At 42.7% G+C, this 15,092-nt stretch carries 12 protein-coding genes; 1 reads left to right on the top strand and 11 read right to left on the bottom strand.

All coding sequences use genetic code 11. From position 1 onward, the window contains the following. Positions 1–8 precede the first annotated feature (8 nt). The 10 genes from AC1XUD_RS04505 to rpe form a co-directional block, all read right to left on the bottom strand. Positions 9–752, bottom strand: coding sequence for a glycosyltransferase family 2 protein (locus AC1XUD_RS04505; protein WP_483359769.1), 744 nt, complete (start codon positions 750–752; stop codon positions 9–11). Between the two features lie 74 nt (positions 753–826). Then, a complete protein-coding gene (locus tag AC1XUD_RS04500) occupies positions 827–1,969 on the bottom strand; it encodes an acyltransferase family protein (protein ID WP_483359768.1) in 1,143 nt (380 codons plus the stop codon). 1 nt (position 1,970) lies between these two features. Beyond that, positions 1,971–3,665 (bottom strand): hypothetical protein, encoded by a 1,695-nt coding sequence (locus AC1XUD_RS04495; RefSeq protein ID WP_483359767.1) that lies wholly within the window; start codon positions 3,663–3,665, stop codon positions 1,971–1,973. Further along, positions 3,662–4,582, bottom strand: a complete 921-nt coding sequence (locus AC1XUD_RS04490) for a transketolase family protein (RefSeq protein ID WP_483359766.1) — start codon at positions 4,580–4,582, stop codon at positions 3,662–3,664. The genes AC1XUD_RS04495 and AC1XUD_RS04490 overlap by 4 nt, the downstream gene beginning before the upstream one ends. Beyond that, positions 4,579–6,573: an NAD-dependent epimerase/dehydratase family protein gene (locus tag AC1XUD_RS04485; protein ID WP_483359765.1), complete on the bottom strand. Its 1,995-nt coding sequence runs from the start codon at positions 6,571–6,573 to the stop codon at positions 4,579–4,581. Before AC1XUD_RS04485 ends, AC1XUD_RS04490 begins: the two co-directional genes overlap by 4 nt. Continuing rightward, positions 6,566–7,393, bottom strand: coding sequence for a transketolase (locus AC1XUD_RS04480; protein WP_483359764.1), 828 nt, complete (start codon positions 7,391–7,393; stop codon positions 6,566–6,568). Before AC1XUD_RS04480 ends, AC1XUD_RS04485 begins: the two co-directional genes overlap by 8 nt. Before the next feature lie 167 nt (positions 7,394–7,560). Beyond that, complete coding sequence (locus AC1XUD_RS04475) at positions 7,561–9,456, bottom strand: glycosyltransferase family 39 protein (protein ID WP_483359763.1); 1,896 nt, start codon at positions 9,454–9,456, stop codon at positions 7,561–7,563. Between the two features lie 80 nt (positions 9,457–9,536). After that, entirely contained in the window at positions 9,537–11,576 is a 2,040-nt protein-coding gene (locus AC1XUD_RS04470) for an OmpA family protein (protein ID WP_483359762.1), read from the bottom strand. A 227-nt stretch (positions 11,577–11,803) separates the two neighbouring features. Further along, positions 11,804–13,078, bottom strand: a complete 1,275-nt coding sequence (locus tag AC1XUD_RS04465) for an apiosidase-like domain-containing protein (RefSeq protein WP_483359761.1) — start codon at positions 13,076–13,078, stop codon at positions 11,804–11,806. 5 nt (positions 13,079–13,083) lie between these two features. After that, the gene (gene rpe / locus AC1XUD_RS04460) at positions 13,084–13,731 is read right to left on the bottom strand and encodes a ribulose-phosphate 3-epimerase (protein ID WP_483359760.1); all 648 of its coding nucleotides are present in this window, start codon (positions 13,729–13,731) and stop codon (positions 13,084–13,086) included. 308 nt (positions 13,732–14,039) lie between these two features. On the opposite strand from rpe, the gene AC1XUD_RS04455 reads away from it, so the two are divergent. Continuing rightward, entirely contained in the window at positions 14,040–14,321 is a 282-nt protein-coding gene (locus tag AC1XUD_RS04455) for an HU family DNA-binding protein (RefSeq protein WP_483359759.1), read from the top strand. A 156-nt stretch (positions 14,322–14,477) separates the two neighbouring features. Here the strand turns inward: AC1XUD_RS04455 and AC1XUD_RS04450 are convergent, their stop codons facing one another. Next, positions 14,478–15,092, bottom strand: a complete 615-nt coding sequence (locus AC1XUD_RS04450) for a sterol desaturase family protein (RefSeq protein ID WP_483359758.1) — start codon at positions 15,090–15,092, stop codon at positions 14,478–14,480.

Genomic DNA, 15,092 nt, shown 5'->3' with positions numbered 1-15,092 from the left:
CCAGTTGTTTAAGCACGAATTGCTTTCACTTTCTCATTCAGTTCAATGCGGAATTGAAGTAATTCTTTAAAGCTTCTGATACAAACTTTCCACAAATTCCATTTAACGATTGAAACCGTTCCAGTCTCTCGATCTTTGTGGGTGATCGGTAAGTCAAAGGTCTCCTGACCTGATTTTTTAGCCATCACCGACAGGAAGATATTTGGTGCAAATGGCTCAGGATTAGGTAGTTGATCCATTAATTTTTTCAGGAACGTCCCCTTTATCAAACGGAAAGGGATATTGCTGTCCATGATATATGTTCCGTACACTGCGGAAATGGTACCTCTCAAAAATTTGGTGATGAACAGGCGAACACCTGCATCGTGGCGTACCTCGCGATATCCTAATATAAACTGAGACTGGTTTCTACGATCCCACAATTTATCAAAGTCCTCAGAAACGAACTGATCATCGCTGTCTGTCTGAAATACATATTCAGATTGCAGCGAAAGGGCGGTACGATATCCGTTCACAACCGCGTTGCCGTGGCCACCGTTTTTCTGGTGAATAACTGTCAGGTGCGATACTTCACTACTTAATTTATCTAACAATTCTTTTGTATTATCCTTCGAGCCATCGTTGATGACAATCAGTGTGGTATTATCGTTAGGGAATTTCTTCTTTAAAAAACTCGTCCAGTTATGTACTACTTTTTCTATACAATCCTGCTCATTATAAGCGGGCATCACTATACTCAGAAGGAACGACATGCAGAATTTTATTTGGTAAGTTGGCGCGAAATTAATAAATGTTAACGGTATCCTCTTTATAATAAAAGGTTTATTTAGTATGCGTACTTGTCTTTCAGGGCATTAATCGGTTTTTCAAAGAAATGCCATGACATGGAGGCAACCAGAATGGTAAGCCCTACAACTACGACGAACTGAAAGGCCGCAAAGTCTCTCAATTCAGGAATATATTGGTAAATTTTATTGAAAAGGCGTACCGTAGGATGGTGTAGCCCGCTGTGATAATGGTTGTAAACGAAGTTGTGATACAGGTATATTCCGTAACTAATCTTTCCCAAATAAGTGCTTACCCGGTTTTCAAGGAACGAACCCATCACGCCAGTATAACCCATTACACCTTTTCCGATCAGGAAGAAACAGAAGATAGAAGAAACTAACCTATCCAGAATGACATTGCCCACATTATACTTCAATTCATTGAAATTGTGTGTCCAATACTGCAGGGCAATCCAGCAAAGCAAACCTGCGATCACCGGCCAGCTTTTTGAAAAAACCTTCGCGAAAGTTTCTGATTTGTAAACCTGCAGCCAAGCCATAAACCCACCGATTGCAAATGCGTCCAGACAGGCGGGCATTGTCACATAGGATACTACCCATGTTTTTCCACTAAAAAAGAAAAAGGCGCGCAGCAACACAGCGAAAGTTCCCATAACAAGAAACCATCCGGGAAGCGCTTTGCGTGGGACAAAGAATATCAATAATGGGAAAAAGAGATATACCTGTTCTTCCACGGCCAGCGACCACAAGTGATCGACCGACCCCATCCAGGTTTGGTGAATGGCCATATAAATGTTGGTACCATATAGCAACAACCAGGCGAGATGCTCCCTCAATGCAGGCTCATCGAACCATGCAAACTGCGGAAACCGCGTTGGTTCGTTGAAAATATAAACAACAAGAAGACACAGATAGTAAACAGGGAATATGCGTATTGTTCTTCTAATGAGGAACTTAGATAGGTATTTCTTAAATGCGTCGGGTTGATCCGCAAGTTTGTCCTTACTTTTAAGTAGTATCCGGGAAATCAAAAAGCCGCTTAGAACAAAGAATATGGTTACACCCAACGGCCCCAAAGAAACCCAACCTTCTTTCAAATGTTCTATCAATACCAAGGCCACAGCAATGAAGCGCAATCCGTCCAATTGAATGATATGACCCTTGTTTGTTGCGTGTATCATTTTACCAGTTTACTTTAATCTTATTGGCCTCCGTTTTGGGGATATGAACCTTTTTTTCTCCAAAAAACACATCGATATCCGCTCCGTTTTGTCGTAAAATGCCCAGTTTATAATCGCCGGGAGCTACTTCCGAGAAAGATACATCAGCATGATAACCGGAAGCAAAATAGTGCTGTTTCAGAAATAGCTGTTTTCTGTTTTTATTCCGGTCGCGATTGGCCGGGAAGGCAAAAAATCTGTTGTCAGAGCTTAAAATCAAATATATACCGCTATCCTGAAGTCGCTGGCTAGTGAAGCTATTATTCACCAAATGAAAACCCGATTGATCACTGTGAAAGGCTGTATTCTTGTAAAGTGACGGCAAATCGCTCATTTTACCCGCATATCCCTGCCTGTCAGCGAGTTTTATCAATGTTGGCCATGCTTCGTAAAACACGGGCGTCTTCTCCATTACATTGGCTGCAAACGTGGTGTCAGTCGGTGGCTGTAAATTCTTATCGCGGAAAGTCCAGTTGAACTGCGACATAGTTAGATACTTCCGAAGATTATATGCATCAACCAAATGATAATGGTAGCTGAAAATATTGAAGGTGATCGCCAACGCGATAATGGTGGTGATATAAGGGGATAAAAAACTACCTCTGATAGGAATAACTACATAAAGATAAGCCGTGATAAGCAAGAGAACCGAATATATCTTGTATTTGCTCGCGATCAGACCTTCCAGCCCGAAACCTGCTCGGCCGTAGACTACAACCAGCGCGGTGCCTAAAATAAACAGGATCGTGCCCAGGCAAAAAAGATCGGTAGTTTTCTCAGCTTTTGCAGAATACTTATTCCTCATGATCCGGAACAGCGTCGTCGAAGCAATGGAAACAGCTACAAGAAATAGAACAGTACCAATAAATATGCAGACTCCAAAATGATCAAGAACGGGGAACGACTCGGCAAATGAACCCAAAAATGCCATATATCCTTTTGTGAGTTGTACAAGCGAAGCTCTCGAATCAGGGTTCGATTCGGGGCGGATATAGTTTGAAAAATAGTAATAAATAGCAACAGAGCTCGCTAGTATCCAAGCGATTAATCTCTGTCTGTTACCATTCAGGAAAATAAGCAAGACGTCGATGGGAATAATAAAAAAGCCATTCGGACTTGTCGAGACCGTCAATCCAAGTAACAGAATGGAAAACAGGTAGGGAAGGGGTTTTGGGTTAACACATAGATAGAGCGTCCATAGTGCCAGCGTGACCACTCCAAAGTTCTGTATAGAGGCCATACCCCAATACATATTTTCCCACTGCGCCAGTGTCAGCCACAGGAATGGAATTGGGATGAGCGCGAAAAATGGCTTTTTGTTATTTTTTAATATGATATACCACAACGGGATAAGGGCAACCAACAACAAATTTCCGGCCAGCATCAGGTGACGATAATTGAGCTTCCCAAAAATGGAATAATCAAGCCAGGAAATTAACCTGGTTAGCGCGATGCGATGTTCATTATGTTGTTTGTAAAGTGCCGCGATTTTGGCCTGCCAGCCATTTGAATGCGCATATGTATCAATAAAACCCTTCAATGGATGGTCGTCCCATTTAGGTATATTAATGGCATAGTAATCCCAGGCCGTAAAATATACGGCAACCGGAATCAGAATAATCAGGCTTATGATGATATTGGCAGCCCTTTTACTCATGCAGGAATCAGGATTTGGCTAATATAGCTTGCTATTGAATCTGTATCTAGTCCCGAAAGTTTCTGATGATAGCCCTGGCTTCCATATCTGGAATTTGGATATCCTTCCGCTTTCAAACTCTTGAATGAATCTAACCTGATACCTTTTTCAAGGAGCTGAACAGAAAGCTGCTGCGCAAGCCCGCCGATACTGATATGTTCTTCAACAATAAGGACGTTGGGCGCTCTTTCAACAAGATTGAGCACTTCGTTTTCAAGTCTTAAAGGAAAGTGTAGTGCAGTGATGACGTTGATTTTCGAAGATAATTCAGGAAACTGCGCCACGGCAGAAACGACATTATTCGCAACTGGACCCAAAGCGAAAATGGTCATTTCGGCATCTATACCCCGATGAATAATCTTGAATGAACCCGAAAGCGTGCTGCCTTCCGGAGTCGTTTTTCCCGCTCCTAATCTTAAATAAGCAGGTTTTGCGTCTGCCACTATATTTTTCAAAACTGGCTCTACTTCATCAGCAAATGCAGGAACCCAAATATTGGCATTTTGCATACCACTCAAAACTGCAATATCTTCAATTGCATGGTGACTGCTCCCCATAATTCCATATCCATATCCGCCTCCATTACCAACTAAAAATACAGGTAATGAATTGAAACACACATCGTTGCGAAATTGCTCAAGACAACGGTAAACGACGAATGGAGCAATGCTATAACAAAATACTTTATATCCTTTATGTGCAAATCCAGCCGCTACACCTACCATATTCTGTTCGGCAACTCCAGCATTAACAAACCGGTTTCCCAGTTTTACCTGAAGGTTTTCAAGGGCGTTATAACCAAGATCTCCCGTAATGAAAACAATCGAATCGTCTTCTACGGCAAGTTGTTCAATGGCTGATGAAAACTCCTTTCTCATTTCCTTAACTGTTTTACAAGTGTCCTGATCTCATCTGCTGTTTTGTAGGATTTGGATCCTCGTCTGATCCTTGTCCTGATATATTTCGGTCGTTTTTTTGTCTCCTCAAAGATCTTGGTGATGTATTCACCCAGGAATGATATACCCAGAATAGTCAAACCGCCGAAGAAGGTTATCAGAACTATAACGGTACTGATACCTCGAGGTGTATCCGGGAAAAAGACAAGTTTAGCCAGGATTTGCCAGATAATTCCAAGAATGGAAACTCCCGTCAATACAAAACCTGCGTAACTCATCAATTCCAATGGAGCAAAACTGAAAGAGAATATTGCTTTCTTAGCCCACCAGATATTTTTTGTCCAGTTATTGGTTGATACTCCAAACATCCGTTCTGGTCTCACATATGGTACACCTGTTTGCTTGAACCCTACCCAGGCACGAAGCCCACGAAGGAATTGCTCTGTTTCTGGAAGGTCCACAAGTTCTTTAACCACTTTACGATCAATCATTGAAAAATCGCCGGCATCGCGTGGAATTGGGATATAACTTAGGCCCTGGAATATCTTATAAAACGATTTATAAAAGAAATGGATATGCGGTTTCATTTCGCGCTGCACACGAACGCCGTATACCACGTCATTTCCATCCATCCATTTTTCGTAAAAAGCAGGAATAATCTCCGGTGGATCCTGCAAATCACCGTCCATTAAAACAACACAGTCCCCCGTAGAGATCTCCATTCCACTTAAGAACGCAGATTGGGAGCCGAAATTCCGCGAGTGGCTGATGCCTACCACGTTAGGATCCTTATCACATATTGCATTGATCACTTCTTCCTGATTATCAGGCGAGTTGTCGTTTACAAATATGATTTCATACCTGACCTTCAATTGGTTGAAAGTTTTCACCAACCGATCGTACATATAAGGAATGGCCTGCGCATCTTTATAACAGGCGATAATTGCTGTTATGATGGGGTTCAGTTTCGGATTTTCAAATGCCGGGATTACCTTTTCCTCGTATCCAACTTCCTCCTGCCACTGACTTGTTTTCCAAAGTCCATCCTGAAGAGAAGTGCGGGCTACCCAGCCGAAATCTTTTTCAAACGCACTTGGGTCACCGTACCATTCGGCTAGATCCCATTTACGGTTAGTCATACTACCCCAAACCGGCTCTTGTTCAATCCCAAATGTTTTTTTAGCGGTATCGATCAGATCGGCAATCGTCGTTTTTTTTCCGGTAGCAATGTTATATGATTTTCCCGATGTCTCACTGGTGAGGTTAAGTGCTGCATCGACAAAGGCTTCTATACAATCTTCCACAAAAACAAAGTCGCGGCTGATATCCGGTGAAACCAAAGGCGGCAACTTTTTTTGACGAAGATTTTCGATCAGTCGGGACATCAGTCTATCGGGTTCTTCCCAATAGCCATATATGGAATACAGGCGCAAGTTAACTGTTTTAAGGTCAGCAAGTTTGGCGTAATATTCTAACAAATATGCAGCTGAAACTTTAGAAACAGCATAATGACTATTCGGTTCCACGCGATCCGTTTCTTTCGGTGCTGTGCAATTGAAACCATATTCAGAGCTACTTCCGGCATGGATGTACACCATCTCCTTTGTGCAGTTCTGTAACAGGTTTACAGTCCCGATTACGTTGGTTTCGTAAGTCAGATTGACACTGCTTTGCTTGCTATATGCCCCGTAAGCCGCCAGATTGAAAATCGTTTGCGGTTTGTATTTTTCAAATACTTCCTGAACAGAATTGTGTGAGAGTATATCGCAGTGGATGATATTCTCGAAAGGTACATTCAGCAATTTGAGACGCCATGCTTTGGTGGCATCATGAGTAAGCGCATAGCAATCCTTTCTTATTTTGAAAATATCATTGAAAAGATTAGCACCTATAAAACCGCTGGCACCAAAAACGAATATAGGTCCTTTTAGTTTCTCAATTTTATCGTGGTAGACCGGTAAATGATCAAGCATTCGTGAATTCTTTAAAATAGTGTTCCTTTACTTCGGAAATGGCCTGCTCGTATTGATCCTTGTTCATAGGCAGGTAGTGCCACTCCAGTTTGTTTTCCATATAGGAAACACCTTTGCCTTTTACCGTATCTGCGATAATTGCTTTAGGTAATCCGTTTTGATGAGTTTTTAAGATTTTTATGGCTTCGTTGATAGCGACAATATCATGTCCATTCACGCTCACTGTTTCAAAACCAATGGCGTTCCATTTGTCAATGGATGCTGTTTCGCCCATCACCTGATCTGTTGTTCCGAAGCCCTGCAAGCCATTTTTGTCGATAATCATAATCAAGTTATCGAGCTTATTTTGGATAGCATAATTAGCTGCTTCCCAAGTAGTTCCTTCGTTAGTTTCGCCATCGGAAAGCAACACGAAAGAGGTACTGTTGTCGCCAGATACTTTACTGGCATGTGCTATACCCGATGCAATAGGAAATCCATGACCAAGTGAACCCGTTGCAAAAGGAATTCCCTTATATTGGCGGGGAGCAGGGTGAGCAGGAAGGGTCGTGCCGTCCTCGTAAAAGGTGGCCAGCTCTTCATCTGAAATTTCACCGAGTGTATTGAGACAGGCATACAATGCAGCCGCTGCATGTCCCTTTGAGAGGATAAAAGTATCCTTTTCCTCTTTGTTCAAAAATAATACTCCGGCCATCAGGTCGATGCAGCTCAAAGAGCATCCGATGTGTCCGGCATTTGCCTTATGGTATAATCCAAGCACTTTTAGCCGCAATTCACCGGCCAACTGTTTGGGATCGTTTAATATGTCTTCTGCTGTCATGGCAAGTCTGTGTATCTGTGTTATTTAGTCTGCTAGGATGAAATTCGAACCTTTTTTTATGGGTTAATCTTCTCAAACTAAACCACAAATTAACGAGCATTTTACTTCAAATAAGCGCGCAATATACGAAATCTTATTTGACGGCTTTTTAAATTGATGTTCCATGTCTATTGAAAGCCGTATCGAAGTCCCTTTAAATTCATGATAACCAGGGTGTCCCGCTCGATTTTACGTTTAAGCAGAATTTTTTCTGTTTGAGTCGTATCCATTACCTGTATATATTTAGCAGTTTTAGGTAAATACAGGTTCGTGAATTGGGCATCCTGTATCGAAAATGGCAGATATGTCCGGTCCATTTCAGAGGTAATCAAAGAAATAGGTGCCGGATAAAAGATGGTATCGCCCGGTTGATATATTTCCATAATCTTCTGAGCAGCAATGGTATAGGGATTTTTAACCCGTGGTGTAGCGAAATAATTATACTTGGCGGATCGGTCTTCATATAGTTCCACCAGCCGGTAGGAGACAAAGTAAAGCTGCATGGCGAAAAAGCCATATATCAAAACCTTGTATTGTAACTCAAGTTTGGCATAATAAACCAGCAACAAACTAAGCAACAGAATCACAAACGGGAATGAGAAACCAGAATACCGTTGGGTAATACCATAGGTATGCCCGTTTTTGATTGCCATCACGATCAGGAAAAGTGTCGGTATTAGCCCCATTGTATACAATAACCAGAGCCTTTTCTTACCTGTGACGGTTTGACTTTTGTGAAGGTCCGGTATAAACGATAGCGCAAAAATACTCACGGATAAAATGCCAAACTGAAGGTTATGATTGTTATAAAGCACCAAACTTCCAAGAACAAGCCCAATCGGAATTATCGCCAGGATATTCGCATTGATTCTTCCCAGTACACGCTTTCCGGATGCAGCTTCACTATAACGATACCAGACAATCAGTATTACTCCGATTAATATGGCGATGATCGTGTTCCTTTTTCCTAAAAGCGCATCTGTGAGTCCATTCGTAAATAATATCAAATCTGAAAATACGGGTAAAGACTTATTAAATACGTTGGTAAAAGTGGCAGGAAGGGCTCCGAACGGATTGTTTCCGGGATTTTCTTCGGCCATTCTTTTGTAAAGTGCGGCCTGATGGTTTAAAGAATACAAGGTATATTGACCGCCTCCGAATATCATCCACCAAGCCACTCCTGCCAAAACAGCTGGTGCTGCGATCAGCATCCGAAGCCATGTCTTGATATTTCTCAAGAAAAACAAAGCATATACAGCATGCGAAAGCAAAACGGCAATAACCAGGAAATGAGAAAGTATGCCGAGGCCTGCAGACAGGATATACCCGATGTACAGCCAGAACGTTCTCCACCCTGAATTTCGATTTTCAATAATTGCCAGAAAAAAGTATGTAGCCAGGAAGGTCAGGAAAAACGTCATCGAATAGTTTCTCGCCTGATGGCTGTAAGCAATGAAAAATGGTTCGACGGCGACAATTCCCGCTGCAATCAGACCCACCTGTTGCGAGAAAAATCTTCTTCCAAAAATATATGTCAAACCGATAATTAACACACTGAATATCACCGAAAATGCGCGAGCGGAGTAGTCGGAAATCCCAAAAACTTCCAGCCAATAGTGGAGTAGCCAATAATAAAACGGGCTGTTTCCAATATCGCTTCGGGTTAAGGCCTCATAATAGTCCGCCAGCGTTTTAGGAGCCCAGAATTCCTCCGGAGTAAAGGCCCTCGGTACAAATGTTTCCGTAAAAGTAAATGATCGTGCAATGGGAGGACGCGGTTTGTAGTCGAGCTTTGGGGCTGGAGTTTTCCAAAATTCAGAACTGCCCACATGCGAGGTAGCAAAGGCCTTTTTCTGATTGGCACCTTCCAGAACAATTCCCTGGCTGATCACCATCGTGCTTTTTTCATCGTAAAAGATGCTGTACTTGTCTAAATGGTAAAAACGCAGGAACGTACCGCTCGCGATAATGATCAATAATATAATATAGGTAAGACGTGATTCTTTTTTAATGTATCGAGTCATAAGGTAAAAACAGGTCGTAAATTTATCCGATGGATTGGTCCAAATTTGTCCGCATTTTGGACGGACAAACGTATCCGATATTAGATTTTCAGAATGGTAAATTCCACCCGACGATTCTTTTGACGCAATTGTTCGGTTTCGTTGCTGGCAATAGGCCTGGAAGGTCCCCATGCTTTGGTCTGAATGCGCTTAGGATCAATGCCTTTGGACGCCAAATATTTTTTTACTTCAACCACCCGATCTTCGGAAAGTTTGATATTTTTCTGAATTTCTCCCTGATTATCCGTGTGACCTTCTAACAGAATTTCCATGTTTTTATAGGTATCCATAACAGCAACGAGCCGGTCCAGTTCTTTATAGGAGGCAGGTACTACTTCGGAGCTGCTCTGGAAAAACATTGCACTACTCAGCCTGATTTGCTGGCCAGCTTTCAGAGGTTGTAAGTAAAGGTTTCGCTTAATATTTCTAAAACCCGTTTCTGTACTCAAGTCAATCTCTTCTTCTGCTGGAAAGTACCCGTCGTTCGACACGGTAAAGGTATATAATGCTTTGGCTGGCAGAATTAATTTGTAATCCCCGGCAGATGGCAGATAATCAGTTTGGGTGAAGGTTTCGTCTTTGCCTTTAATTTCAGCAATAACCTGCGACTGGATTGGTTTGTTGGTGGCTGCATCATATACCGCCCCGGTAATGATAGCAACAGCCTCCGGTTTGATTTCTGGTGTCAGCCGAACGCGAAAGATATCTTCCTGGCCCAATGTATTGGCACTCGAGCAAAAGTATCCGAATTCCCCGGACGCAGGAACACTGAAAAATCCATCCCATTTTTCAGAATTGAAAACCGGCCCCAGATTCTCCGGCTCAGACCAGTGGACCCAGGTATCGTCCAAACGTCTCGACATGAATATATCGGCTTCCCCAAAACCGCTATGGCCGAAGGACGAAAAATATAAAGTCTTGTTATCCATAGCCAGAAATGGTGCCACTTCGTCAGCTGCGGAGTTAATGGTTTTGCCAATATTAACCAAATCAGACCAGGAATTATCACTTTTTTGAAACGAAACGTAAAGATCCTTTCTGCCCTCTGTTTCAGTACTTTGAATAGATATCACCAATACGTTTCCATGTGGAGATACGGCGACTTCCATTTCACTATTTTTTGAATTTACCCTTAAATTGGGAACTTTCATTTCTCTTGGAAACCCCCATCCCGCGTCCGTATGTATTGAATAGGAGAGGCCAAGTGCCAATGTGCCGTCGGGTTTGTATTTGTTAATGACATAGAGCTTCTTTCCGTCTGACGACAATCCTAATGCAGCGTTATCGCCTGCGTTGTTGAGCGGAGCACCGATGTTAACAGCGTTAGTCCACTGGTTATTTTTCCCGATGGTTGAATACCAAATATCCTGATTGCCCGGAATACCAATATTCTCCTCGTGATTGGCGCGTGTAAAATATAGCGTTTTTCCGTCCGACGATATTTGCGGAGCTACTTCAACGCCACTGCTGTTAATTGCCTTTCCCAGATTTTCTCTCTTCAAATCCTTTGGCAAGTTAGCGGCAAGATTGATTTTAGCCTGAATCGGTGTAGCGTTGTCTGAAATGCCAATCGCGTCAATTTGATTTTCACCAGGTACGGCCGACGGCTGGAGAACGACCTTGATACTTTGACAGATGATATCCTTTTGACTCGGATATACATTTAACATTCTTGCCGGCTCGGGAACGCGCCCCGGTTTGCCATCATATATAAGGTACTCTGCTCCTTCGGGCGTATAAGCATATACTTTTGATATGGCTCCTGGGTTAAAGTTTTCTCCGACAGCTACTTGACGTAAAGTGACTGCTTTTGCAAAACCCACTTTGATCCATTCGTCATTGATTCCATCCGGATTAGATGGCGTCCAGGCACATGGACTGTCACCGGAAGCCGGCAGTTTGTTGGGTTTTCCTAAGATCTGTTTTGAGCGATATCCGTTTTCATCACCCAGCGGCCGGAACTCAGAAGAAAATCCCAATACCTTATTAGCCCACAGAACTTCCTGCGCATAAACATTGCTGCAAAGAAACGTCAGCAGCAATATGAAAGTTGATCTAGAAAGGGGTAGGAGTATATTCATTCTTTGGTTAAAATGCCAGATATCTGGAGTTTGTTTAGGGTGTTGATGGGGTTAAAGGCGACAAAGGTGAAGGGTTAACGGAAAAACGGCATGACACTCACGCATTCACTCATTTGTCGCTCGCGACCCGGGTTATTCTCTAATTGTTATAACTGGCAATATTATGACATTTACCAAAGAATATCAAAGGCGGGCCAGGCTGTCAAACCATTAGCGTGACATAACCGCTAATTTTTTGAACCTACGAGCAATATCCAGTCCCAATCAGCTTGCGCATCGGGAGGGCTAATGAGTGTTGATGTTGACAAAGGGAAATCGCCGCCGCCCCAGCGTTTTCCGGTTCTTGGGCTGTACCAAACGGCCGTAAATTCGGTTCCGGTTAATTGCGTTAAATCCAAATGAATCGGCTTTGACTGAGGTAGATAGAGCATGGCCATCCTGCCATTTGAGAGTTTGAATACTCCGATCTCGGCATTTTCGGTGGAATCCGGTAATAGCTTGGAATCATGCTCAGGCTTCATAAATACCCACGGAAGTCGCTCCATGATCTTGACGAAATTCTGTATATAGTCTGCGCCATCCTGACGAATGTTGACCTTCCATGTTGGATTGAAATTTTTGATCGTACTCTGATGACAAAACCCAGCCGCGGCGCTCATGATAGACTCATATGCCTGGTTGCGGATCAGCGTCGATTGATCTGCAATGGTTTTCGGAAATTCAGAATTGGAAATTAAAAACGGCTGCGCCTGGCCTTCAGTCATTTCTTTCTGAGAAGCTGCCAACGCGGCATATTCTGAAACGGTGACGGTCGAATCAGGAATTACAAATTTCATATCCACCTTGATATCAGTAGACTGAGGTGATATTAACGCACTGCAGGTTGACAAGGACGCGACGATATTTCCGGAATTTTCATCTTTAATAGTTTTAGAAATGGCCTTTATCTCTTGATTTCCAGTTGATTGTTCATCTGGAATAATCCAGACTATGTTCTTGGCTTTTGCGAAACGCGCTGCCAGATACATTCCATAAGCTTTCGCCGCGTCTATCCCCTGAGTTTCAAATACGGTATTCCAGTTTTTCCCCACCACCACAAGTCCCACAGCCAGTCCACGAACTTCGGCTGCTTTTATGATCTTCTGGAGGTGATCGAAGTAACGTTTGTCGGCAACTTTCGCGTCTCCATTAGTGAACGGCGACACCTTATAGTAATTACGTTGATTTGGAAGTCCGGGTAGAACCTGAATCAGAACGGTATTAAAAGACTGCGATTTGCGGATATCTAAATATTGAAGGGCCTCCTCGTAACTCGTTCTGCGGAGCAATTGCCATGCCACGTCGGCCACCATGAGATATGGCTCACCGTTTGCGTCCTCAATATGTCTCCCATCAAGGCTAACCCTTAGAGGAAAGGCATGGGGGATGCTGTTTTCTGCATAAGTGATTGAAATAGAGCCTAACAGGATCAGAATATATTGGACAATTCCTTTGACGGCCATAGGGATTAACTATTTTTTAAAGCGCTGATCGTCTTAAGGGGATCCGAAGAATTGAACACGAAACTCCCGGCAACCAGAATATCCGCTCCACTATTAGCCAACTTTCCTGAATTACTTAAATTCACGCCACCATCGACCTCAATTTTGAAATTGTAGCCGTTTTCCCTTCGTATATGCTCGAGTCTGGCAATTTTCTGATAGGTATTTTCGATAAACTTTTGCCCTCCAAATCCGGGATTTACCGACATAATCAACACCAATGAAAGGTCAGCCAGAATATCTGTCAACAGTTCAACAGGTGTATGAGGGTTCAAAGCTACGCCAGGAAGTGCACCTAACTCCTTGATATGCTGTATTGTACTATGCAAATGGGTGCAAGCTTCATAATGAACGGTAAGTATCGAAGCTCCGGCATTTTTAAAGGCTTCAAGATAACGGTCTGGCTGCTCGATCATCAAATGCACGTCCAAAGGCTTGGTCGCATACCGGTTGATCGCCTCGCAAACCGGTAGTCCAAACGAAATATTTGGCACAAACATGCCGTCCATAATATCCACATGAATGTAGTCGGCCTCACTTCTATTGAGCAATTCTACGTCGCGCTGCAAGTTGGCAAAGTCAGCGGCTAATATCGAGGGAGCAATTTCTGGCATCGTAGTTCAAACTTTATGTTTGCTCGCGAAATTAATGAAATAATAGCCAATTCGGGCAAGTGGGACTCTGATCGACAGAAGATGAAAGATCTCATGCTACTTGGATTGATCAAAGACAATATCTTTAATACCGTGACATTGATAGAAAATTTTATTGTTTTTTTTCTATACAGGATTTTTTTTCAAATATTTAATGCACCTTGTAACACTTTGAATAATAATTCATTGTGTAGTGCTTACATCAGTTTCATTTTTGGTATAAACATGATATTTTTGTTAAATAGCTTTAATTTTTTAATCCGTTTGAAATGACAAAAGCAGAGACAATCGCGAAAATTTCCGCAGCAACGGGGATTCTCAAGGAGGACGTAGAAAGGGTGTTGGAAGAGTTTTTTATTACAGTAAAAGGTTCTCTCAGCGAAGGCGAGAATATTTATATTCGGGGTTTTGGCAGTTTTATTGTCAGAATCAGAGCCGAAAAGAAGGCGAGAAATATCTCCCTTAAGTCGACAATCACGGTCCCTGCTCAGCCAGTGCCGCACTTTAAACCTTCGCCTGATTTTATGGAACAGGTTAAGGCTGGCAACTAATTACATCTTTTAATCTGGTATATTTTGCCAATTGATCCGAGCCGGCTTCCAAACCGGCTCGGTTTTTTTTATGATTAAACGCAGAGTAAAGGGAGTAATACACGAAGTTTCGCTGAGTTTTTGTCTGCGAAACACTCCAATAACTCTGCGTTTAAATCACCTATAATCCGACCGGAAGATCTTGTCCCAAAAATCCGAGCTTACGCCGTAGCCTCTGTCTGCGTCAGAATAGTGGTGGGTCATATGGTGTTTTTTGAGTTTTTTCCAGAATGCGCTTTTGAAGTTCGCGTGGTGCAGCGCATAGTGTGTCAGGTCATAAAACAGATAACCTGCTATAAAACCTGAGAAGAAAGCCGCCAATTCGAACGCTCCAAGGAATACAGAAAATAGAAAATAGAAACCTGTTGCCAGTGGGATACTAACGGAAGGCGGCATCACCAGCCTTTTGGCGTCATTCGGATAATCGTGGTGCACCCCGTGGAAAATGAAGTGTATCCTCTCCATGAATTTACCGCGCGGATTAAAGTGGAAGACAAACCGGTGCATTACATATTCGGTCAATGTCCAGATAAAAAGTCCTCCGGCGAGGTAGGCAACATATTCTAATATAGAAATGTCTGGCGAGGTTAACGCTTTCCAGGAAAAGTATAAAATGACAGGTACAAAAATAATCAAGGGCACTGTGTAATGCACCTTCGAAAGTGATTCGAGAAAGTTACTTTTGAACATTCTCGACGATTCACGGGAGTTGGAGACAAAATTCTTGGCCAT

It is taken from the genome of Dyadobacter sp. HNCC25DJ184 (assembly GCF_056895215.1).
Note: the sequence above shows the minus strand (reverse complement) of the source record. Positions and strands in the feature narration are given on the sequence as shown.

Bases quoted from the DNA above. Each gene is read 5' to 3' on its own strand.
- AC1XUD_RS04505 (WP_483359769.1), bottom strand. From the start codon at position 752: ATGTCGTTCCTTCTGAGTATAGTGATGCCCGCTTATAATGAGCAGGAT.
- AC1XUD_RS04500 (WP_483359768.1), bottom strand. From the start codon at position 1,969: ATGATACACGCAACAAACAAGGGTCATATCATTCAATTGGACGGATTG.
- AC1XUD_RS04495 (WP_483359767.1), bottom strand. From the start codon at position 3,665: ATGAGTAAAAGGGCTGCCAATATCATCATAAGCCTGATTATTCTGATT.
- AC1XUD_RS04490 (WP_483359766.1), bottom strand. From the start codon at position 4,582: ATGAGAAAGGAGTTTTCATCAGCCATTGAACAACTTGCCGTAGAAGAC.
- AC1XUD_RS04485 (WP_483359765.1), bottom strand. From the start codon at position 6,573: ATGCTTGATCATTTACCGGTCTACCACGATAAAATTGAGAAACTAAAA.
- AC1XUD_RS04480 (WP_483359764.1), bottom strand. From the start codon at position 7,393: ATGACAGCAGAAGACATATTAAACGATCCCAAACAGTTGGCCGGTGAA.
- AC1XUD_RS04475 (WP_483359763.1), bottom strand. From the start codon at position 9,456: ATGACTCGATACATTAAAAAAGAATCACGTCTTACCTATATTATATTA.
- AC1XUD_RS04470 (WP_483359762.1), bottom strand. From the start codon at position 11,576: ATGAATATACTCCTACCCCTTTCTAGATCAACTTTCATATTGCTGCTG.
- AC1XUD_RS04465 (WP_483359761.1), bottom strand. From the start codon at position 13,078: ATGGCCGTCAAAGGAATTGTCCAATATATTCTGATCCTGTTAGGCTCT.
- rpe (WP_483359760.1), bottom strand. From the start codon at position 13,731: ATGCCAGAAATTGCTCCCTCGATATTAGCCGCTGACTTTGCCAACTTG.
- AC1XUD_RS04455 (WP_483359759.1), top strand. From the start codon at position 14,040: ATGACAAAAGCAGAGACAATCGCGAAAATTTCCGCAGCAACGGGGATT.
- AC1XUD_RS04450 (WP_483359758.1), bottom strand. From the start codon at position 15,092: ATGGCCAAGAATTTTGTCTCCAACTCCCGTGAATCGTCGAGAATGTTC.